This is a genomic window from Synechocystis sp. PCC 6803 substr. PCC-P, assembly GCF_000284455.1.
Taxonomy (GTDB): domain Bacteria; phylum Cyanobacteriota; class Cyanobacteriia; order Cyanobacteriales; family Microcystaceae; genus Synechocystis.
Genome location: NC_017039.1, coordinates 921,784 through 941,751, shown reverse-complemented (window position 1 = coordinate 941,751; position 19,968 = coordinate 921,784). Strand labels below are relative to the sequence as shown.

General features: G+C 46.8%; 23 protein-coding genes, 1 tRNA gene and 1 other annotated feature. Of the genes, 19 read left to right on the top strand and 5 right to left on the bottom strand.

Features of this window, described 5'->3' with window-relative positions; all coding sequences use genetic code 11:
* Positions 1-226: 226 nt before the first annotated feature.
* The 6 genes from SYNPCCP_RS04440 to SYNPCCP_RS04415 all read left to right on the top strand — a co-directional run bounded on the left by SYNPCCP_RS04440 (position 227) and on the right by SYNPCCP_RS04415 (position 7,173).
* Positions 227-859: a hypothetical protein gene (locus SYNPCCP_RS04440; protein WP_010872066.1), complete on the top strand. Its 633-nt coding sequence runs from the start codon at positions 227-229 to the stop codon at positions 857-859.
* 397 nt (positions 860-1,256) lie between these two features.
* On the top strand, positions 1,257-3,104 hold the full coding sequence (locus tag SYNPCCP_RS04435; RefSeq protein ID WP_010872065.1) for an NAD(P)H-quinone oxidoreductase subunit F: 1,848 nt from the start codon (positions 1,257-1,259) through the stop codon (positions 3,102-3,104).
* Between the two features lie 116 nt (positions 3,105-3,220).
* Positions 3,221-4,729, top strand: a complete 1,509-nt coding sequence (locus SYNPCCP_RS04430; RefSeq protein ID WP_010872064.1) for an NADH-quinone oxidoreductase subunit M — start codon at positions 3,221-3,223, stop codon at positions 4,727-4,729.
* A gap of 63 nt (positions 4,730-4,792) precedes the next feature.
* Positions 4,793-6,088: a CO2 hydration protein gene (locus SYNPCCP_RS04425; RefSeq protein WP_010872063.1), complete on the top strand. Its 1,296-nt coding sequence runs from the start codon at positions 4,793-4,795 to the stop codon at positions 6,086-6,088.
* Positions 6,089-6,260: 172 nt separating this feature from the next.
* On the top strand, positions 6,261-6,662 hold the full coding sequence (locus SYNPCCP_RS04420) for a fasciclin domain-containing protein (RefSeq protein WP_010872062.1): 402 nt from the start codon (positions 6,261-6,263) through the stop codon (positions 6,660-6,662).
* 127 nt (positions 6,663-6,789) lie between these two features.
* A complete protein-coding gene (locus SYNPCCP_RS04415) occupies positions 6,790-7,173 on the top strand; it encodes a hypothetical protein (RefSeq protein WP_010872061.1) in 384 nt (127 codons plus the stop codon).
* A gap of 30 nt (positions 7,174-7,203) precedes the next feature.
* Here SYNPCCP_RS04415 and SYNPCCP_RS04410 read toward each other — a convergent pair whose 3' ends face one another.
* From SYNPCCP_RS04410 to SYNPCCP_RS04400, 3 genes are all read right to left on the bottom strand, one after another.
* Entirely contained in the window at positions 7,204-8,301 is a 1,098-nt protein-coding gene (locus SYNPCCP_RS04410) for a class III poly(R)-hydroxyalkanoic acid synthase subunit PhaC (protein ID WP_041425936.1), read from the bottom strand.
* A gap of 132 nt (positions 8,302-8,433) precedes the next feature.
* Positions 8,434-9,426 (bottom strand): class III poly(R)-hydroxyalkanoic acid synthase subunit PhaE, encoded by a 993-nt coding sequence (gene phaE, locus SYNPCCP_RS04405; protein ID WP_010872059.1) that lies wholly within the window; start codon positions 9,424-9,426, stop codon positions 8,434-8,436.
* Between the two features lie 111 nt (positions 9,427-9,537).
* Positions 9,538-9,858: a 2Fe-2S iron-sulfur cluster-binding protein gene (locus tag SYNPCCP_RS04400; RefSeq protein WP_010872058.1), complete on the bottom strand. Its 321-nt coding sequence runs from the start codon at positions 9,856-9,858 to the stop codon at positions 9,538-9,540.
* Positions 9,859-9,920: 62 nt separating this feature from the next.
* Here SYNPCCP_RS04400 and SYNPCCP_RS17755 point away from each other — a divergent pair, with 62 nt between their 5' ends.
* The 4 genes from SYNPCCP_RS17755 (at position 9,921) to SYNPCCP_RS04385 (ending at position 12,691) form a co-directional block, all read left to right on the top strand.
* Positions 9,921-10,043, top strand: coding sequence for a hypothetical protein (locus SYNPCCP_RS17755; protein WP_255345281.1), 123 nt, complete (start codon positions 9,921-9,923; stop codon positions 10,041-10,043).
* A 64-nt stretch (positions 10,044-10,107) separates the two neighbouring features.
* Entirely contained in the window at positions 10,108-10,590 is a 483-nt protein-coding gene (locus tag SYNPCCP_RS04395; RefSeq protein WP_010872057.1) for a Tic20 family protein, read from the top strand.
* A gap of 63 nt (positions 10,591-10,653) precedes the next feature.
* On the top strand, positions 10,654-11,349 hold the full coding sequence (locus SYNPCCP_RS04390; RefSeq protein WP_010872056.1) for a hypothetical protein: 696 nt from the start codon (positions 10,654-10,656) through the stop codon (positions 11,347-11,349).
* A gap of 262 nt (positions 11,350-11,611) precedes the next feature.
* Positions 11,612-12,691 carry a late competence development ComFB family protein gene (locus tag SYNPCCP_RS04385; RefSeq protein ID WP_010872055.1) on the top strand — a complete coding sequence of 360 codons (1,080 nt, stop codon included), beginning with the start codon at positions 11,612-11,614 and terminating at the stop codon, positions 12,689-12,691.
* A 55-nt stretch (positions 12,692-12,746) separates the two neighbouring features.
* Here SYNPCCP_RS04385 and SYNPCCP_RS04380 read toward each other — a convergent pair whose 3' ends face one another.
* A complete protein-coding gene (locus SYNPCCP_RS04380) occupies positions 12,747-13,742 on the bottom strand; it encodes an alpha/beta fold hydrolase (RefSeq protein WP_020861560.1) in 996 nt (331 codons plus the stop codon).
* Entirely contained in the window at positions 13,739-14,131 is a 393-nt protein-coding gene (locus tag SYNPCCP_RS04375; RefSeq protein WP_020861559.1) for a hypothetical protein, read from the bottom strand. The genes SYNPCCP_RS04380 and SYNPCCP_RS04375 overlap by 4 nt, the downstream gene beginning before the upstream one ends.
* A gap of 137 nt (positions 14,132-14,268) precedes the next feature.
* Here SYNPCCP_RS04375 and rplS point away from each other — a divergent pair, with 137 nt between their 5' ends.
* The 9 genes from rplS (at position 14,269) to aroC (ending at position 19,948) form a co-directional block, all read left to right on the top strand.
* A complete protein-coding gene (gene rplS / locus SYNPCCP_RS04370) occupies positions 14,269-14,637 on the top strand; it encodes a 50S ribosomal protein L19 (RefSeq protein WP_010872052.1) in 369 nt (122 codons plus the stop codon).
* Positions 14,638-14,754: 117 nt separating this feature from the next.
* Positions 14,755-14,827: transfer RNA gene (locus SYNPCCP_RS04365), tRNA-Trp, on the top strand.
* A 111-nt stretch (positions 14,828-14,938) separates the two neighbouring features.
* Complete coding sequence (gene secE, locus SYNPCCP_RS04360) at positions 14,939-15,184, top strand: preprotein translocase subunit SecE (RefSeq protein ID WP_010872051.1); 246 nt, start codon at positions 14,939-14,941, stop codon at positions 15,182-15,184.
* A gap of 279 nt (positions 15,185-15,463) precedes the next feature.
* Positions 15,464-16,081 carry a transcription termination/antitermination protein NusG gene (gene nusG / locus SYNPCCP_RS04355; protein ID WP_010872050.1) on the top strand — a complete coding sequence of 206 codons (618 nt, stop codon included), beginning with the start codon at positions 15,464-15,466 and terminating at the stop codon, positions 16,079-16,081.
* 101 nt (positions 16,082-16,182) lie between these two features.
* Positions 16,183-16,608 carry a 50S ribosomal protein L11 gene (gene rplK, locus SYNPCCP_RS04350; protein WP_010872049.1) on the top strand — a complete coding sequence of 142 codons (426 nt, stop codon included), beginning with the start codon at positions 16,183-16,185 and terminating at the stop codon, positions 16,606-16,608.
* Between the two features lie 86 nt (positions 16,609-16,694).
* Positions 16,695-17,411, top strand: a complete 717-nt coding sequence (rplA, locus tag SYNPCCP_RS04345; protein ID WP_010872048.1) for a 50S ribosomal protein L1 — start codon at positions 16,695-16,697, stop codon at positions 17,409-17,411.
* Between the two features lie 34 nt (positions 17,412-17,445).
* Positions 17,446-17,617 (top strand) — a sequence feature (ribosomal protein L10 leader region).
* 40 nt (positions 17,618-17,657) lie between these two features.
* The gene (gene rplJ / locus SYNPCCP_RS04340) at positions 17,658-18,179 is read left to right on the top strand and encodes a 50S ribosomal protein L10 (protein ID WP_010872047.1); all 522 of its coding nucleotides are present in this window, start codon (positions 17,658-17,660) and stop codon (positions 18,177-18,179) included.
* Between the two features lie 87 nt (positions 18,180-18,266).
* Positions 18,267-18,653, top strand: coding sequence for a 50S ribosomal protein L7/L12 (gene rplL / locus SYNPCCP_RS04335; RefSeq protein ID WP_010872046.1), 387 nt, complete (start codon positions 18,267-18,269; stop codon positions 18,651-18,653).
* Between the two features lie 206 nt (positions 18,654-18,859).
* Positions 18,860-19,948 carry a chorismate synthase gene (aroC, locus tag SYNPCCP_RS04330; RefSeq protein ID WP_010872045.1) on the top strand — a complete coding sequence of 363 codons (1,089 nt, stop codon included), beginning with the start codon at positions 18,860-18,862 and terminating at the stop codon, positions 19,946-19,948.
* Positions 19,949-19,968 lie beyond the last annotated feature (20 nt).

Here is a 19,968-nt window from a genome sequence, read left to right as displayed (position 1 = left end):
TAACAATAATTAAAAATTGCCCCAGCCCTGACCAGTTCTAGCTCCTAGATTTTGCAAAGACTTACAAAAGTCAAGACAAAGTTGAACTTTGTTACAAAAATTTACAGCATTTTCATCAACTTACAACTGATAGCAATGGGCACCGTCAAAAATTAGATAGAAATTAATCAATGTTGTTGCTATAACAGCTTTAATTTTAAGAAATGTTAAGAAGCGGATTTTGACAATGATCTCCATAGATAAAAGTTATGATCGCCCTTGGAACGAGGGGCAAGTTTTACAAATTGGCTCAGAGTCCGCAAGGGGAAATCAGCCCGATGCTCCGGCTTGGACTTTACTGGAGTGTTTTGCGGAGGTTAAAAACCCTTGGTTGACCCTCAGGGGGGAACGGTGGCGGGATGATCGGGAAAGGAAATTGGATTATTGGCGGGTGGAAAAGGCTGACTCTTTAATAGTGTTGCCCCAACAAGGCGATCGCCTGCTTTTACCCCATCCCATTTTCCGGCCGGGTATAGGTAGGGCAACTTGGGATTTCCCTGGAGGGCGGCTAACAGATCTAGCTAAGGTGGAGCTAACTTTGGCTGAAATCCTTCATCGGGAACTGGAAGTGCCTCCCCATGCCATTGCCGAAATAACTCCCCTCAATGACGGGGGTTGGGCCGTCAATAGCTCTTTTTCCAACCAAAAGCTATATGGCTATTGGGCCAGGATCGATGGAGATTTTCGGCTCAGCCCCAAGGCGATCGGGGCCGAGTTCCAAGTTCCCTCACAACTGGTAGATTTGCTGAGAATTTTGGACTGTTTGCAATGTCGAGCACTGCTGCGGGAATGGCAACAGATTAACACCCTATTTACGTAATTCGGATATTTATGTAATTCGGATCAAACTCTCAAATTTTCCCTTGGAGTGGACTGCCACCCCGTAGCCTGCCTCTTCCTCCAATTACCCAGACTTATCATTCACTTAAGCAAATGGTTGTTGATCTGGAATTTTATTTCCCCTATGATATGGTGTAACAAATAACACTCTTTCTATGCATCTAGGTTATACCATTGTCGCTTGACTATGGTAATGCCCCTTTGGGGCCTGGATAAGATCAGCCATTTGGGCCGTCACTTTGGATGTATTAGCTTTCCCTGTCTGGGTTCTGGCAGTCCCAGATTCCTAGCACCGAGTAAGCCGGAAAATTCTTCGGTGACCGGGATGTTTGGACGGCGAAAGTGGAATCTTGTTAACAAAATTTCCCACAACCCCCATGTTAGAAAGTTTAAGTCGAATTATCTGGCTAGTACCTTGCTACGCTCTTTTGGGTGCCCTGTTAGCGGTCCCCTGGTCACCGGGCTTAACTCGACAAACGGGGCCAAGGCCGGCAGGCTATATAAGCACATTAATGACTTTTGTTGCATTTTTGCATAGTCTGTTGGTGCTTATACATATTTGGCAGCAACCCGCCATCGATCTTTCCTTCCCCTGGCTACATGCCGCTGACTTAGAAATTAACTTTGATTTAAAAATATCCACTGTTAACATCGCCGCCCTGGTTTTGATTACTGGGTTAAATTTGGGGGCACAGATTTATGCCATCGGATATCTAGAAAGGGATTGGGGCTGGGCCAGATTTTTTTCCCTAATGGCTCTGTTTGAGGCGGGATTATGCACTTTAGTGTTGTGTAACTCCCTGTTTTTCAGCTACGTTGTCCTGGAAATTTTAACCCTAGGTACTTATCTTCTCATTGGCTATTGGTTCAATCAATCCCTAGTGGTGACCGGGGCTAGGGATGCGTTTTTAACTAAACGGGTTGGAGATTTAATTTTGTTAATGGGGGTAGTTGCCCTCCTGCCTTTGGCTGGAAGTTGGAATTATGATGATTTGGCCCAATGGGCTGCTAGTGCAGACTTAAATCCCACCGCTGCCACCCTGCTTTGTTTGGCCTTAATTGCTGGACCTTTGGCTAAATGCGCTCAATTTCCTCTCCATCTCTGGTTGGATGAAGCCATGGAAGGTCCAATTCCCGCCACTATTCTAAGGAATACATTGGTGGTTGCAACGGGAGCGTGGGTTTTGGTAAAGGTACAACCGATTCTGGCCCTTTCTCCTGTGGCTTTGACTGTCATGATTGCTATCGGTTCCGTAACGGCGATCGGTGCTTCTTTAATTGCGATCGCCCAAATAGATATTAAGCGCTTCCTTTCCTATGTAGTTAGTGCTTACATGGGCCTAGTGTTTATTGCCGTGGGTACTGGTCAAGGGGAAACAGCTCTACAACTGATTTTTACTTACACCTTTGCCATGGCAATTCTGGTGATGTGTGTGGGGGGCATTATTCTCAACAATGTGACCCAGGATTTGACCCAATACGGTGGTCTTTGGAGCCGTCGTCCAATTTCTGGTTTGAGTTATCTGGTAGGGGTTGCATCCCTTATTGCCCTACCTCCCTTTGGGACTTTTTGGGCTTGGCTAAAACTGGCAGAAAATCTATCAGCTACATCCCCTTTGCTAGTCGGGGTATTACTAGTGGTGAACCTGCTCACTGCTTTCAATGTAACCCGTGGATTTTGTTTGATTTTTGGTGGTGAAGCTAAGCCGATGACCGTCCGATCGCCAGAGGGATTGTGGGCATTGGTGTTGCCCATGGTTGTGACAGTAGGTTTTGCTCTACATCTGTCCCTAATCCTAAAGCAAGGAAATTTATTACCTGATTTTGCCGACATTAATTGGGGCTTAAGCTCAGTCCTCATTGCGTCTAGCTTACTGGGTGTGGGAAGCTCAGCCTTTATTTACCTCAATCCTAAAATCACTAAACCAATTGACTTACCTTTGCCTGTAGTACAAAACTTTTTTGCCTATGACTTGTATACAGATAAGTTCTACAAACTCACTATTGTCGCCGTCATTGATTCAATTTCTCGCTTAATTAACTGGTTTGATAAAACCTTTGTGGACGGAGTGATTAATTTAATTGGGATTGTAACAATTTTTAGTGGTCAGAGTTTGAAATATAACGTTTCTGGTCAGACGCAATTTTACGTTCTTTCCATTGTCCTAGGCCTGACTTTAATTGGCGCCTTTCTTAGCTATTCTTTGCTTGGCCAAGCATTTTAAGCCCAAGACCAGGAAAATCAACTGCAAGCCAAGGCCAATGAATGCAATCTGTTCAAATTTGATTTTCCATTGGCAAGATTTACCTTCATCCAACTGACTTATCACCTCTTTTTGCCATGCTTAGCCTGCTCTTAATCCTGCCAGTTATCGGAGCTTTGATTATTGGCTTTTTTCCGGGCAACATACCAGCCAAACAACTTAGACAAATCACCGAAGTATTCGCTGTTTTGACCCTGGTGTGGTCATTGCTAGTGTTGTTTAAATTTGATGTTACAGACCCCCAGTTTCAATTCCAGGAGTATTTGCCTTGGATTCCCCAGCTTGGTTTGAACTATAGCCTTGCCATTGATGGATTATCTCTGCCCCTCGTAATTCTTAATAACCTGTTGACAGGGGTGGCGATTTATAGCATTGGGCCTAACGTGAACAGATCAAGACTTTACTATGGGTTGATCTTGCTAATTAATGCCGGTATTTCCGGTGCCCTATTAGCCCAAAATCTACTTCTATTCATCGTCTTCTACGAACTAGAATTAATTCCCTTCTACTTAATGATTGCCATTTGGGGTGGGGAAAAACGGGGTTATGCCTCCATGAAGTTTCTGCTCTACACTGCCTTTTCTGGTTTGTTGGTGTTAGCAGCCTTTCTCGGCATGAGTTTACTAAGTGGTAGCCATTCCTTTGATTACAATCCAGAAATTACCCAGACCTTTACCGAGTCAGCCCAAACCATTCTGTTGATTCTGATTTTGTTGGGTTTTGGCATCAAGATTCCCCTGGTTCCCCTACACACTTGGTTACCCGATGCCTACACGGAAGCTTCCCCAGCCACGGCCATTCTATTGGGAGGCATTTTGGCCAAACTAGGAACCTACGGTATTATCCGCTTTGGTCTGCAACTATTTCCCCAAACCTGGGCCCAGTTTGCCCCGGTGTTAGCTATTATTGGTACAGTTACTGTACTATACGGAGCCCTCTCGGCGATCGCCCAAAAAGATATCAAACGGATGGTGGCCTATAGCTCCATTGGCCACATGGGATACATCCTAGTGGCCGCCGCCGCCGGTACCGAGCTGAGTGTTTTAGGGGCAGTGGCCCAAATGGTTAGCCACGGTCTAATTCTGGCTCTGCTGTTCCATCTGGTGGGCATCGTCGAACGGAAAGCTGGCACCCGCGACCTGGATGTATTGAATGGTTTGATGAATCCCATTCGGGGTTTGCCCCTAACCAGTGCCCTATTAATTACCGGGGGCATGGCCAGCGCTGGCATTCCTGGTTTGGTGGGTTTTGCAGCGGAGTTCATCGTTTTCCAAGGTAGTTTTCCCACTTTTCCCATTCCGACTCTACTTTGCATTCTGGCTTCCGGTCTAACAGCAGTTTATTTTGTCATTCTTTTAAACCGCACCTGCTTTGGCAAACTCGATAATCAAAGAGCCTACTATCCGAAAGTATTAGCCTCGGAAATGATCCCAGCCCTGGTACTGACCGCCATTATTTTCTTCCTCGGTGTTCAGCCCAACTACTTAGTACATTGGACACAAACCACCACCAATGAAATGATTGCCCAGTTACCCCATGAAACCTCCGCCATTGAGCAATTAGCCCAAGGGGTGACCTTGCCATAACTCTAACGCCGTTGCCATTGTCCATTGCATTTAGTGCAGTTTATTTTTCCCGGTGAATCTTAAATGACTACCCTGACCCCAAAAGCTACCTTACCCCCCTCCACCCATCCTTTTGCCGACGTTATCCATCGCCTCGAAGCCGGTGGCTCCATGTTGCCGGACACTCCGGAAAACTTGATGCAGATCATAGGTATTTACAAAGCCTATGCTGTGCCCATGGATTTTTACTGGCGGGATCTGCTCTACATTGCGGAACGGGTATTTCTCAATCCCTTGCGTTTCTTTAAATATTTTCTGCCCCAGGAATATTTAGATCTTGCCAACCACTATGCTGGCGAAACTGCTGATCTGAGAATCTGGCGGGGAGAGGCTTCTGCCCACCCTGAGTTGCTGGAGTTTATGGAAAAAGGCAACACCACCAAAATGCCTAAACTGTTCCATCACCTCTGGCATGACCGCATCAACATGGAGTTTGCAGAGGCATGCATGCAAGCAATGCTATGGCATGGCCGGGACATGGGCATGGGTAAATTTGATACCTACCTAGATAGTGACGAATATAAAGCCAACGCAGATAAAGCGATTCGAGCTTACTTTAAGGGCAATCCCCCGATGTTGGCGTTATATAAACTTTTCCCTGATTTATTTTTAGAACAGGTCAGAGAACTATCCTACTACTCAAATTTGGGGCTTTTTTGGGAAGTAATGGCCCCCGTATTTTTTGAAATGTCCGACATTTACGATGAGGGCGGTTTTAAAGGAGTTCCTGATGCCATGAACTTCTTAGTTAACGGTATTTTTGCCATTGCTGGCCGCCCCATTTATCACCATGTTTATATTGATGGCGAATGTTTAGAAATTATTCCCAAATCTAAGGGTTTTACCTGGCTTTATGAAGCGGCACTACCCTATGTGGAAGCTGTTTTTTACCGCACTGCACCATTCCGGGGGACCAAATCCTATAATGCCCAGGCCAAACAGGTGCCGGAAGAACAAAAGGATTTTCACTATGGTATTTTGTATGCCGATGTATTCCCCGTTGGTACTGCGGGCATTCCCCCCACGCTGTTGATGGATGATATGTTGCACTTTTTGCCACCATATTTAATCGAGTATTATCAAAAACATTGCCGGGGTGAGGACGATATGTTGGTGCAGTTGGGGATCACTTTCCAGCGCTCAATGTACAATGTTACCTCAGCAGTCATCCAGGCTTTGCGGACGGCATTGTTATATCCCCTAGATGATCCGAACCCCCGGCATTTGGCTAAGAATCGGCAATTTTTTGAAGCTCAAATAGACCGATTTCTTCGTCCTGAAGCCCGCTTGAAAGATATTCAAAGCGATAGTTATCGTTAATTTGATAGCTGGTCTAGTCAAAATGGTGACGAACATTTAGATTAAGATGAATTGTCTATAAATCCTTTGTCATTGCCGTCGTCTTAAACTTAGCCCGACTAGTCATAACGATTACTAGAATCAGTTTTTTGACAGCTTCCCTTCCGTTTGACTGACTAATTCAATTAAATCCATGCCTAACATTGTTGAAATTGCGGTGTCTGACGAGCGATTCTCCACCTTGGTGACCGCTGTCACTGCGGCCAATTTGGTTGACGTGTTGCAAAGCCCTGGGCCCTTTACGGTTTTCGCTCCCACGGATACGGCCTTTGCCAAACTCCCCCCCGGTACCATTACCACCCTGGTACAAAATATTCCCCAATTGGCTCGGATTTTAACCTACCACGTGGTTGCCGGGAAGTTTACCCAAGCTGATTTATGTCGCCTATCAACTGTTGATTCAGTAGAGGGCTCCCCGATCGCCATCGACTGTACGGAGGGGTTTGAAGTGAAAAATGCCACGGTAATCATCCCCGATATCGAAGCGGACAACGGCATTATCCATGTGATTGACAACGTGATTTTAATGGGATAGGCATGGTGTGCGACCTGTTCAAAACCTTTAGCCCAGGGGAGGATACCTTGGTATTCCAACTGCGGAGCTAATGGACTAGGATGGAAAATAGTGATCCCAGCGGTAATGCTGTTGGTAGGAGCCATCTGTGAACAACTTTTCCCCCAAATTTGTTACCGTCAACCAATCAGGCCTGGGCTGTGGCTTGACTGTCCTTGCCGTGGCCATGCTCCTCAGTGCCATTGGTCTGAAATGGGTTGTCAATGGCATTGCTCTGTTGATTTTGCTATTGTTTCTGGCACCAACGGTGGGCTTTTTGGTATTCCGCTGGTGGCTGAAGAGAAAATTGGTGGATGGGGAGTGTCCCGTTTGTCAGTATCACTTCACTGGTTTTGACGGTCAGCCATGCCGATGCCCCAGTTGCGGGGAAGAGTTGGAAGTGAGCAATGGACAATTTACCCGCCCCACTCCCCCTGGAACTATTGACGTACAAGCGGTGGATGTATCAGTTAAAGCACTAGATGAGTCCTGAGTGTTGCCCTAATGTATTCCAGCAAAATTTTCACTGTCGTTCCGATAGCCAATGGGCGATCGCCGGGGGCAGATCCCGTTGTACTTTACCACTGACATACATGCCAATATGACCCACGGGGAAAGATTGGACGGTGTAGTCACAGTTTTCCGGCAAATAGTCCCCCAAAGCTAGGGAAGAAGCAGGGGCCACCAAGTGGTCTTTTTCCGCATATAAATTCAATATGGGCATGGTCAAATTATGCAGATCCACCAGGCGATCGCCAATCATCACTTCCCCTTTGATCAATTTATTTTGTTGATAAAAATCCTTGAGGAATTGACGGTAAGTTTCCCCCGCTTGATCGGGACTATCAAAAATCCATTTTTCCATGCGTAGAAAGTTTAACAATTTCGCTTCATCCCCCATAATATCGGGCACATCAAGATACTTTTGGTAACCTAATTGCAGGGGTTTAAGCATGAGAAATTCTAGGTTAAGATAATCCCCTGGAATATTGCCCATGGCATCCACCATTAAGTCAATATCTACTGCTTCGGCTCCCAAGGTACAGCCTCCCCGGGCGTTCAATAAAGTACCGGGTTGTTCAAAGTCCACCGGAGCCACCATCACCACCAAATTTTTAACCTTATCCGGGAATAGAGAAGCGTAACACAGGCTAAATGTGCCCCCCTGACAAACTCCTAACAACGTAATTTTTTCTTGCTGGGAGCGTTGACAAATAATATCGACACAGTTGTTCAAATATCCAGACAAATAATCTTCTAGGGTCAACCAACGATCGCCCCGGGAGGGATAACCCCAATCAATTAAATACACGTCCAAACCCAGTTTGAGGAGGTTGGCCACCAGGGAGCGTCCTTCCTGCAAATCCACCATGTAGGGGCGATTTACCAGGGCGTAAACAATTAAAACCGGGATAGGTAAGGGATTTTCCACCACCGGTTGGAAACGGTAAAGAATAACCTTATCTTCCTGGTAAACTGCTTCTTTGGGGGTAAAGCCCACCTGGATGTCATCTTCATTCAAACCCTGCAAATTTTCCAAGCCAGAGAGAAATTTTTCAGTAAAATCTAGGGTTTCATGGAGATTTTCTTCTAACCCCACCTGAGCAAAAAAAGGCAACATAATTTTTAACCAATGAACGATAAAAAATAGTAAAAACATTGATGGTGAATTAACTATCCATCGGATCTGAACAAAAATGTCCAGAATCCAAAAGCTCGAAATGCAATGGGACTAAATCCAATAAAGTAACTTTTAGCCTGGGTTTGCTTCTGTTTCTCCCAATCGTTTTTTCAAACTTTTAACTTCTTTCCGCAACTGATAAATGGTTTGATGAATTTCATCCACCTCTGAGCGGGTAGGGAGGTTCAGCATTTTTAACCATGCTTCTAGAATCTCCTGTTGCTGAATGCGATAACGATTCAAGGCATTGATGAATTTGCCCCGTACTTTCAGATTTTTTTCCTCACAAAAAGCTTCTTCAAACACTTGGTCAGCGGCGATCGCCCACCGTTGTTGAAATTCCTTCCAGGTTTTAACGGGTTTATCTTCCTTAGCCCGGGCCAGTAAATCTTCCATCAAAGCAGCAAAGCCCCGGTATTGAATATCTGCTTCCAGTAATTGATAGTCTGCCATGGCCTGGGATAACTTAACCCAATCGTCAAAGGCCCGCAATAATTTGCCATTCATTTCCCGACTGGGCCCCAGCAAAGGCGATCGCATAAAACTGCTCAGGTTTTTGTTGTAGAGGGCATCGCCGTAGAGATTATTTAAATCTAACCAAGCATGGATGTCCCCGGTGGGTAATTTGCCCAGGGGGGCGACGCTACTCTGCCAGGTGGAGAGCCAGAGTTGGGAAAATCTTTGTACTTCCTTGATGTAACACTGCCATAAACCATCCATGTCCCCTTGGAGAGCTTGGGTGGTGGCGGTATATTGCTCAATTTGGGTTTGTAGCTGTTTTAGGTAGCCCTGCACTGCCCCTGGCGCCGAACCATTATCCAATTTAGGCCACAGGCTTTGCCAAGCTTCAAAAGAAAGCTTAAGTAACTCTCCATAAAACTGCTGGGATTGGAGGAACTGTTGGGGCAAAGACTCAAAGGACTGGGGAGCCGAGCCCATCATGGCGCCGGCCCCGCCCTTGGCCATGAGGTCAAACCAATTCTTCCAAGCCTGGCTACTGGACTCCAGCCAAAACTGACTGAGGGGAGTCATGAGTTCTGTCCAGGTTTTATTTGTCGATTCCATGGTCAAAATCCACCTTACTACTGGCCGCTACCTGAATTATGGCTCAGCTTTTTGGGGTGGCAAGTGTTGCTCTGGAAGATTTGTCATGGGAAGGGAGAATTCCAGCCGAATCTAACCTTGGCCGCCGAACTGCCGCTGATAAACTTCGTCTTCTTTTTCGGTGATAATTTTCAAATCTGAGCGGGGATAGGCTACACAAAGTAGAGCATATCCCTCAGCCTGTAGTTCCGCTGAAACTCCCATGCCGTCAGCCTGCTCCGCTGTGCCTTCGGTGATTAACGCCGCACAGGTAGTGCAAACCCCAGCGCCACAGGAAGTAGGTAGTTGTATCCCCTCATCATCCGCCGCTTGGAGCACCGTTTTATCCTCGGGAACGGAGATGGTATAGGTCTGACCCTGGTGTTGGATTTCGGCGGTGTAGGTGTTAACCATGGCAAAGCGGTAATAATAAAAGAATTAATGGGATTTTTGGCCAATGAACACTCTAGCAAGTTTTGGATAGGCTGTTAACCAACCTGAGGAGTATCAACCTGGCCACCATTGTCGCCACGGTAGCGGGTCAGAAAAATAATTTTTCCTTGGCGATCGCCTGGGGGAAGACCGAATCTGGGCCATGACGAACCCAGGTTAAAATCAGGGCATAATCTGCGTAACTCTTTTTAAATCAACAAGGAATTTTCTATGGCATCTAACAGTACGGCAGACGGGAAAGATCGTTTTTTCAGTGCTTTGATTTATGTGATTCCCCTCATTGATGCATTCATGTTTGGGGGATTTTTATTACAACAATTTCCTGTTTTACAGATAATTTACTTGCCCATTATGCCCCTGTTGCAATTCTATTATCAGTTTCCCTTTGCCTCTTTTATCATCTTTATTGTGCTGTTTATGGCAGTGGTGAGAAACAACAATATCTCCCACTTTATCCGCTTCAATGCTATGCAAGCCATCCTAATTGGCATTCTCCTATCCTTGTTTGGCTTAATCGTTGCCTACGTGATCCAGCCAGTGTTTGGCCAGGGACTAGTTACCGAAACCCTCTACAATTTTGCTTTCCTTGGGGCCTTAGCCTGTGGATTTTTCGGCATTGTTCAATCAGTGCTGGGACGCTACGCAGAAATTCCCACCATTTCCGACGCGGCCTATTCCCAAGTGCGCTTTTAATTACCCACGTTGATGGACCCTGCCTCTGACCAAGTTGATTAACTGGAGCTATTTTTCCTGACCATGTCTGATAGTCGTTTAAATCTGGTGGCGATCGCCATTTTCCTAATGATGATGTCTGCCCTGGTGGGGCCGATAGTGCACCTTTCTCCGGCTATTCCAGCAGCGGCGACCTTAGGGATTTTGGGCATAATCACAGCGGATCAAATTAGTTGGCAGGGCAAGGGGACAGACTTTTTTGTCGGTCTCTTCCAAACCAAAGCGGAAAAAGAGAGAATTTTGTGCCATGAAGCAGGGCATTTTCTGGTGGCCCATTGCCTACAAATTCCCATTACTAACTACAGTCTTAGTCCCTGGGAAGTTCTGCGCCAGGGAGCCGGGGGAATGGCGGGCATCCAATTTGATACGACCAATCTAGAAAATCAGTGTCGGGATTGGCACCTCCGCCCCCAAGCTCTGGAACGTTGGGCTACGGTTTGGATGGCGGGCATTGCCGCAGAAAAAATTATCTATGGTGAATCCCAGGGAGGAAACGGCGATCGCCAACAGCTACGCCAAGCTTTTCGTCGGGCAGGACTGCCAGAAATTAAACTACAGCAAAAGGAAAGTTGGGCTTTTCTCCAAGCTAAAAACCTGCTGGAACAACACCGCCAAGCCCATGGTCAGTTGCAACAAGCCCTGGCCCAACGGCGATCGGTAGAAGAATGTCGCCATCTTCTCGCCCAACATCTAGGAGAGCCTGCTGTTGGTTCCAATTGACTGTTTTAGTTAAACCAAATAAGTTGAAGTGAACTTTTTGAACGGCCATCGTCCACTTACATCCGGGGAGCGATTTCAGGAGATACCATTGGGGCAATCATCTCTAGACTATGGTGTTGGTGTCGGCCTGTTATCATACTATTGTTGGCAGTCAGCACAATCGTTGAAAATAGTTTAAGTGCTTTTGTCTTTTTCCTCCGACACCACTGGCTGCATTAGCCTTGGTCAGCAAGAATTCTTTCCCTAACACTCGCTAACTATCATGAAATTTAACACGGAATGCTTACCCGATGTTATCAACAAAATTGAGAGTGACCGCGAAAGAATTAGACTAAAGAAAATTATTTACGGTCTGACCAACAAAGTTTGGGAAAACGATCCGAAGGTTGTGGGCAGTTGCTCCACTTACACACTACTAGTGAACTTAGTTAAAGTCCAACCAGAGATCAAACGTTTGGTGTCGGACATGTATAACCTGATTGAAAGCCTGAATCGAAAGGAAGCCTATGTGCCGATCGCCAAAAACTTGCTAGATATTATCGCTCCCATTTATGGCATTACCTCCGATAGCATCAGCCAATCATTGTTAGAAAACCTATTAGACGAAAAAGAAGAAGAACAAAAACGTCAGCGGAAAACCTGTCTTAACTTACTGGAAGTAGTAGTCAAGGATGAAATTTATAACGAACTGCAAAAACTACCCGTCAACGTCGCCAAATTTGTCAGCATTGCCGAGGTGGCTAGCTATACACTAAATCGCTTGCCCCCCATGTATGTGGCCAGTGAAGAAGGAAAAGCATTTCAGATGCAACGAGTTGAACAGATGCGAGGGGAGATTCGCACCGCTGTGCTAAGGGGAATTGGCGCAATTATGCGGGACCCTCTAAAAAAATCCACCCCTCTAAATATCGATGAAATAGACTCCTTTAGTACAGCCCATTCCATTCTGATAGAACTAGAAGAATTTGCCCGTAACATTGGCGTTGCCCAAGACAAAGTTAGCCTAGATGAACTTTCTAGCAAAATTCGGCGGGGGGTGAGGGACTACCATGCCGCTTTATTAGACCTAGAACAAGTGCTCGACGTTTATGGCATTGCCTATGAAAAAATAACCGCTAAAAACTTAGCCTCTGTAGTGCGCAAAATTTTGCGACAAATCGAAAAAAATCAACGGGATGGGCGGCATACAACTCACACAGATAATGATGCAACCTACTTACAAAGACGTCGGCAGGAGTCCCTAGATGCCCAACAAACTTCTATTATAGAATTTACCGACAATGATCAAGATAATGGTGATGAAACCTTTGCTGATTCCATTCGTGACTGGTACAGTTTTTAGCTGATTAAAAATCTATTTGAAAGTCTTGTCATTATTGATTTTCCTGGCAGCTTTTTCAAGCCGTCACCACCGGCTCGCTTAGTTCAAAGGATTTATCAAAATTCCGCCTTAGCCAAGTTAAGCAAGTTTGATTAAACTTATTTGGGCACTCGTCATGTAAACAGTGGCCGACTCCAGGCCAAAGTTGAAATTCAATTTTTTTGTTCAACAGGGCAAATTGCTGGCCATATCGACAGGGGATAAACCGATCGCCATCTCCCCAAAGCAACAATATGGGTAAATCCAGGGTAGGCAATAACTCCTTCACCGACGGCGCAAAGTGGGACTGACGCACAGAGCTAAACAATTGCCGAAAGGCAACCTCTGCCCCCAAATCCTGGGGAGGAGAACAAATAATTTGCACCAATTCCTCTTCAAACTGGTCTAGATCAAGCTGTTCCTGCCGCAAACCATAGGCCAAACCGGCCCAACGCTTGATAATCGGGGGACGACGAACAAACTTGAATAGGCCATTGAGTAACCAAGGAGGGGAAAAAGCGCTTTCCACCTTTTCAATCCAAGGTCTTAAAAAACGAGGGGCGGCCTGCTGACGAAGAGAAACGTCCGGCAAACTTGCCATAATTAATCCGGCCACTAGGGTTGGACTTTCTGCTGCCATAGTTAACGCCACCAGGGAACCAATGGAATTTCCCACTAACACGGTGGGACAGCCAATTATTTCCCGACAGAAATCCCGCACCTGGTCTGCCCAGGAGTAAGCACTGTAACGTTCGTCAGCTTTGCGGGAACCACCAAAACCAAGCAAATCAATGGCGTAAACGCTGGTGTGTTGAGCAAAAAACGACATGTTGTAACGCCAATGCTCGATCGCCGCCCCAAAACCATGGATAAGCAACAGGGGAGGTAAACCAGTGGGCTCAATAGGGTGACGAAAACTATACCGAATTTGCCAACCCCGCCAACTCCATTCCCGCTGACAACCAATGCGTTCATCCCATCGTTTTATTCCTTGCCTATCCTGGGATTGGGTGGTCAGAATATCACCGGTCAATTGTTTTCACCATCGTAATTGAGCTTGAAATGGATAGGAGCGCAAAAATCATCAATGCCTTGCTCCAAAACATAGGCCACCACCAGGGGCGCTAACAGGGGATGACAGACTTTGCGTTCGCTAAGGTGATTGACCACTGTACTGATGTTATTGTCTTTTAATGCCGCCGGAAAACCCCCCTCACAAATGGCTACTCGGCATCTTTTGGCCAAACCCTCTAGCCAATCATTGCGATCGGGCTGTTGCCCCACTTGGATGCCCAGGGTCAGGGCCGCATCTTCTAAATTACCTTCACAATCCTCGATGGTATCCAGCGCCTGCATTGCCTCCGGACAATGGGCAAGTTGGTCACGGTAACGGGCGATCGCCTGGGAGGTAATGGTGGTCATCGGCTTTTCAATTATGATCCAGCAAAACTGCATTCTAGCGGCCAACAGTCCGGGCGCAACAGCAAGGCAAGTGGGAAAAAAGCAACTTTTGCAAAAGAGGGTAAATCAGTTATGATGAGAAATTGTCAGTTTTTACTATGACCATGAACGCCCAAGCCATAATCAATTCCATTGAGGCAGAGTTTCTCAAAGAAGACCTGCCCACCATCCATGTCGGTGACACCATCAAGGTTGGGGTCAAGATTGTCGAAGGTGGGAAAGAACGGATCCAACCCTACGAAGGCACCGTCATTGCCAAACGCAACGGCGGCATCAGCGAAACCATTACCGTACGGAAAATTTTCCAAGGTGTTGGTGTGGAAAGGGTTTTCCTGCTCCATTCTCCCCGGGTTGCCAGCATCAAAGTGTTGCGCCGCGGTAAGGTTCGTCGGGCCAAACTTTACTATCTCCGGGATCGGGTTGGTAAAGCTACCCGCATCAAGCAGCGGTTTGACCGGGCTCTGTAGTCAGCGAAACTGTGATCTCCAACACCAATGGCGATCGCCATCGATGGGAATTGGCAGCAAATTAGGGTATGATGGTGCCAGAGTGCAGACTCCAGGGCTAACCTCAGCCCAGACTATGCGTCCTTAGTTCAGTTGGTAGAACGCAGGTCTCCAAAACCTGATGTCGGGGGTTCAAGTCCTCCAGGGCGCGTTGACCACCAATTACCTCGCCAACGATTGTTACGCAATTATTCGACTTTGCGTTCGGTGATGTTCCAGATTTTCTCATTAGTTATAACGATTTGGGAGGCAAGAAAAACCTGTGGTTAAGAAGGAAGCGGTCAGAACCGACAGTACCGAAGACAATTCCGTGGACAATGTCCAGGCCCGGAGCAACTTCATTGCAGCCACCAAAGATGAGTTGGCAAAAGTGGTTTGGCCCTCCCGTCAACAGCTAATCAGCGAATCCGTAGCCGTGATTTTGATGGTTATCTTGGTTTCGACGGTTATCTACTTCGTTGATCAAATCTTTGGCTGGATTACCAAACAACCTTTCCTTTTCGGTTAACGAACTCAGTGGAGCCAAGGGGTCGGTAAATTACTGCCCAATAAGCTTTGACTTTCTTTCGATAGCTGATGAGAAACTTCTAGTCAAGCTTCCTGTTAAGTTATCTAAGTAAAATAAGATTTTTATTTCTCAGCTACGCCCTCGATATTTTTTATTTTTTCGATCCTGTTGAAGTTTTAGAAATTCTAAATCCCCAACATTCACTCTGCCCAGTCTTGCTCAAACTTGAGCCTGGATTGCCGGCAATCCCCCCAGTCAATATTCCTCGTACATGTTGTCATGAGCTTCACTGACGATCAATCTCCGGTCGCGGAACAAAACAAAAAAACACCCTCCGAAGGCCATTGGTTTGCCGTACAGGTAGCCTCTGGCTGTGAAAAGCGGGTTAAGTTAAACCTTGAGCAGAGGATTCACACCTTGGACGTGGCTGATCGCATCCTCCAGGTGGAAATTCCCAAAACTCCCATCGTAAAAATCCGCAAAGACGGGGCAAGGGTGCAGGGGGAAGAGAAAATTTTCCCTGGCTACGTGCTCATCCGCATGATTATGGACGATGACGCTTGGCAGGTGGTAAAAAATACCCCCCACGTGATCAACTTCGTCGGCTCTGAGCAGAAGCGTCACTATGGTCGGGGGCGGGGCCACGTTTTACCCATGCCCCTCAGTCATGGGGAAGTGGAACGAATCTTCCGTCACGTGGATGAGCAGGAACCCGTGGTGAAAATCGATATGGAAATCGGTGATCACATCATGGTGCTCTCCGGCCCCTTTAAGGATTTTGAAGGGGACGTGATTGAAGTCAGTCCAGAAAGAAGTAAGCTAAAAGCCTTACTGTCCATTTTCGGTCGGGAAACCCCGGTGGAATTGGAATTTACCCAGGTGGAAAAACAGAATTAAACCCTTTAGTGGGAGATTGGAAGTAAATTCTCGCTCCCCGCGGTGGGTTTGATCGCCGTTAATTCACATCCTAATCACATTAACTTAGACATACATAAGCAATGGCCAAGAAAGTCGTCGCTCTGATTAAACTGGCCCTGCCCGCTGGCAAGGCTAACCCTGCTCCCCCCGTTGGTCCCGCTTTGGGTCAGCATGGGGTTAATATCATGGCATTTTGCAAAGAGTACAATGCCAAGACCGCCGATAAGCCTGGGATGATTATTCCTGTGGAAATTTCGGTGTTTGAAGACCGTAGTTTCACCTTTATCCTCAAAACTCCTCCTGCTTCGGTGCTCATCCGTAAAGCCGCTGGGGTGGAAAAGGGATCTAGTGAACCGAATAAAAACAAAGTGGCTTCCATTACCCGGGAGCAACTGCGGGAAATTGCCCAAACAAAATTGCCTGACCTTAATGCCAACGACATTGATGCGGCCATGAATATTATTGAAGGCACAGCCCGCAATATGGGTATTACTGTCAACAGCTAAGTTTGAGGGCCTAGACCCAATAAGTTTTCCATTTATTTCGGGGAGAAGTTCCCTACTTCGCCAGTACCCAAGGAGTTACCAAATCCATGACTAAAAAGCTTTCAAAACGCATGCAGGCGGCGATCGCCAAGGTAGATGACAGCAAACTCTATAGCCCGTTAGAGGCCATGGAGTTGCTCAAGGAAACCGCCACTGCCAAATTTGATGAGACGGCCGAAGCCCACATCCGTCTGGGCATTGATCCCAAATACAGTGACCAACAAATTCGGACCACTGTTTCTTTACCCAAAGGAACAGGGCAAACAGTACGGGTAGCCGTGCTAGCCCGGGGGGAAAAGGTCAAGGAGGCCACCGATGCTGGGGCTGACATTGCCGGTTCTGAGGAATTGATTGAAGAAATTCAAAAGGGCATGATGGACTTTGACGTGCTCATTGCCACCCCTGATATGATGCCCAAAATTGCCCGGTTGGGTAAACAATTGGGGCCCCGGGGTCTCATGCCTTCTCCCAAGGGGGGAACGGTAACCGCAGACCTGGCCGCGGCGGTAAATGAATTTAAAGCCGGAAAATTAGAATTCCGGGCTGATCGTACGGGCATCGTTCATGTTATGTTTGGAAAGGCCTCTTTTTCCGCCGATGATTTATTGGCGAATTTAAAAGCGCTGCAAGAGACCATTGACCGCAATCGTCCTTCGGGGGCAAAGGGTCGTTTCTGGCGCACCGTATTTGTGTCCAGTTCCATGGGTCCTTCCATCCCTGTAGACATCAATGCTTTACGCGATCTGAAGTTTGAGGATAACTAAGCGACGACAATTTCCGAGTCATTTCTAGCCACTATTTATTTAACTGGCTATGCCAAAGACCGCAGGAGCAATTAGGGTTGCTTAATTAACCTGCCGAGGTTGAAGCCTGAATCAAGATTTGAGTTTGTTGGGGATTTGCTTCCTTGACAGCTTTTGATCCTCTGCTTCAGCCCCGGCGATCGCCAAGGGGCATTTTTATTGTGTGTTTAATGCTTGCTATCCCAACCCCAAGGAGGTGAAACCCGAATGGGAAGAACGAGAGAAAATAAAGCGACGGTAATCAGTGATGTTCAGGAGTTATTCCAGGACGCTCAAATGACGGTGATCATTGATTATCAAGGGTTAACCGTTGCCGAAATTACCGATTTAAGAAACCGGCTCCGCCCCCTGGGTGGAACCTGTAAGATTGCCAAAAATACCCTTGTCCGTAGGGCACTGGCAGGACAAGAAGCCTGGTCTCCCATGGAAGAATTTCTGACGGGAACCACCGCTATTCTTGTCTTGAAAGAAGACCTGGGCGGCGCAATTAAGGCTTACAAAAAATTCCAGAAAGATACCAAAAAAACCGAACTACGGGGTGGGGTATTAGAAGGAAAAAGCCTAACCCAAGCTGACGTGGAGGCGATCGGTGATTTGCCTTCCAAAGAGCAACTTATGGGTCAAATTGCCGGCGGCATCAATGCCCTGGCTACCAAGATTGCCCTGGGCATCAAAGAAGTTCCAGCTTCCGTGGCCCGTGGTCTCCAAGCCCATGTGGACAAAGAATAGGGTTGTTTTCACCCTGTTCACCCCAAAGTCATTTGTTTTTGGTTTGTCTAATCAGATTTAACCTACTTACCTATAGGAGTCATTTCTATGTCCGCTGCAACCGATCAAATTTTAGAACAGTTAAAAAGTCTTTCCTTGTTGGAAGCTTCCGAGTTAGTTAAACAAATCGAAGAAGCTTTTGGTGTTAGCGCCGCTGCCCCCGTTGGTGGCATGGTTATGGCCGCCGCTGCCGCTGCCCCCGCCGAAGCCGCTGAGGAAAAAACTGAATTCGACGTTATCCTCGAAGAAGTTCCTGCCGACAAGAAAATTGCTGTGCTGAAAGTTGTCCGCACCATCACCGGTTTGGGTCTGAAAGAAGCCAAAGAATTGGTGGAATCCACCCCCAAAGCCATCAAAGAAGCTACCGGTAAAGATGATGCTGAAGCCATCAAAAAACAAATCGAAGAAGCTGGTGGTAAAGCCGCTGTTAAATAATCGTTTGGCATATTTGCTATTTGCCTAATTATTTAGCCGGTCATTTACTTTCTGTTCACTTTTTTTGGAAGCTAAATTATTAGACTCCAATTCCCAATAATTTCTTTTTCGGGCTAGGATATTTCCTTGGCCCGTTTATTTTTATCTATGCCTCGTTCCAAAAAATACTTAAAATAAGAGACTGGTCAGTCAGCATTGGTTATTTTATGGGAAACACGTTTGGCAGTTTATTTCGCATTACCACCTTCGGTGAGTCCCATGGGGGCGGCGTGGGGGTAATTATTGATGGTTGCCCTCCCCGATTGGAAATTTCCCCAGAGGAAATCCAAGTAGACCTAGACCGGCGGCGGCCAGGACAGAGCAAAATTACCACCCCTCGTAAGGAAGCAGATCAATGCGAAATTCTCTCTGGCGTGTTCGAGGGTAAAACTCTGGGTACACCGATCGCCATTTTGGTGCGAAATAAGGATGCCCGTTCCCAGGATTACAATGAGATGGCGGTGAAATATCGTCCTTCCCACGCCGATGCCACCTATGAAGCGAAATATGGCATTCGCAATTGGCAAGGAGGAGGTCGCTCTTCTGCTAGGGAAACCATTGGCCGGGTGGCCGCAGGGGCGATCGCCAAAAAGATTCTGGCCCAGTTTAACGGGGTGGAAATTGTGGCCTATGTGAAAAGTATCCAAGACATTGAGGCGACGGTGGACAGCAATACGGTGACCTTGGAGCAAGTGGAAAGCAATATTGTTCGTTGTCCCGATGAAGAATGTGCCGAAAAAATGATTGAACGCATTGACCAGGTGCTACGACAAAAAGACTCCATTGGCGGGGTGGTGGAATGTGCGATCCGTAACGCTCCCAAGGGGTTGGGGGAACCAGTGTTTGATAAGTTGGAAGCGGATTTGGCCAAGGCAATGATGTCCCTCCCCGCTACCAAGGGGTTTGAGTTTGGCTCTGGTTTTGCCGGTACTTTACTGACTGGTAGTCAACATAATGATGAGTACTACCTGGATGAAGCGGGGGAATGGCGTACTCGCACCAACCGTTCTGGGGGGGTTCAGGGAGGCATCAGCAACGGCGAACCCATTATTATGCGCATAGCATTTAAACCTACTGCCACCATTGGTCAAGAGCAAAAAACCGTTAGTAACATTGGGGAGGAAACCACCTTAGCCGCTAAAGGTCGCCATGATCCCTGCGTTTTGCCCCGGGCTGTGCCCATGGTGGAAGCGATGGCTGCATTAGTACTTTGTGACCATTTGTTGCGATTCCAAGCCCAGTGTAAAACTTTATAAAACCCTAGGTTAGGAAAGTA

Excerpts from the sequence above, each read along its gene's own strand:
- SYNPCCP_RS04440 (WP_010872066.1), top strand. The coding sequence starts at position 227 with ATGATCTCCATAGATAAAAGTTATGATCGCCCTTGGAACGAGGGGCAA.
- SYNPCCP_RS04435 (WP_010872065.1), top strand. The coding sequence starts at position 1,257 with ATGTTAGAAAGTTTAAGTCGAATTATCTGGCTAGTACCTTGCTACGCT.
- SYNPCCP_RS04430 (WP_010872064.1), top strand. The coding sequence starts at position 3,221 with ATGCTTAGCCTGCTCTTAATCCTGCCAGTTATCGGAGCTTTGATTATT.
- SYNPCCP_RS04425 (WP_010872063.1), top strand. The coding sequence starts at position 4,793 with ATGACTACCCTGACCCCAAAAGCTACCTTACCCCCCTCCACCCATCCT.
- SYNPCCP_RS04420 (WP_010872062.1), top strand. The coding sequence starts at position 6,261 with ATGCCTAACATTGTTGAAATTGCGGTGTCTGACGAGCGATTCTCCACC.
- SYNPCCP_RS04410 (WP_041425936.1), bottom strand. The coding sequence starts at position 8,301 with ATGTTGCCTTTTTTTGCTCAGGTGGGGTTAGAAGAAAATCTCCATGAA.
- phaE (WP_010872059.1), bottom strand. The coding sequence starts at position 9,426 with ATGGAATCGACAAATAAAACCTGGACAGAACTCATGACTCCCCTCAGT.
- SYNPCCP_RS04400 (WP_010872058.1), bottom strand. The coding sequence starts at position 9,858 with ATGGTTAACACCTACACCGCCGAAATCCAACACCAGGGTCAGACCTAT.
- SYNPCCP_RS04395 (WP_010872057.1), top strand. The coding sequence starts at position 10,108 with ATGGCATCTAACAGTACGGCAGACGGGAAAGATCGTTTTTTCAGTGCT.
- SYNPCCP_RS04390 (WP_010872056.1), top strand. The coding sequence starts at position 10,654 with ATGTCTGATAGTCGTTTAAATCTGGTGGCGATCGCCATTTTCCTAATG.
- SYNPCCP_RS04385 (WP_010872055.1), top strand. The coding sequence starts at position 11,612 with ATGAAATTTAACACGGAATGCTTACCCGATGTTATCAACAAAATTGAG.
- SYNPCCP_RS04375 (WP_020861559.1), bottom strand. The coding sequence starts at position 14,131 with ATGACCACCATTACCTCCCAGGCGATCGCCCGTTACCGTGACCAACTT.
- rplS (WP_010872052.1), top strand. The coding sequence starts at position 14,269 with ATGACCATGAACGCCCAAGCCATAATCAATTCCATTGAGGCAGAGTTT.
- nusG (WP_010872050.1), top strand. The coding sequence starts at position 15,464 with ATGAGCTTCACTGACGATCAATCTCCGGTCGCGGAACAAAACAAAAAA.
- rplK (WP_010872049.1), top strand. The coding sequence starts at position 16,183 with ATGGCCAAGAAAGTCGTCGCTCTGATTAAACTGGCCCTGCCCGCTGGC.
- rplA (WP_010872048.1), top strand. The coding sequence starts at position 16,695 with ATGACTAAAAAGCTTTCAAAACGCATGCAGGCGGCGATCGCCAAGGTA.
- rplJ (WP_010872047.1), top strand. The coding sequence starts at position 17,658 with ATGGGAAGAACGAGAGAAAATAAAGCGACGGTAATCAGTGATGTTCAG.
- rplL (WP_010872046.1), top strand. The coding sequence starts at position 18,267 with ATGTCCGCTGCAACCGATCAAATTTTAGAACAGTTAAAAAGTCTTTCC.
- aroC (WP_010872045.1), top strand. The coding sequence starts at position 18,860 with ATGGGAAACACGTTTGGCAGTTTATTTCGCATTACCACCTTCGGTGAG.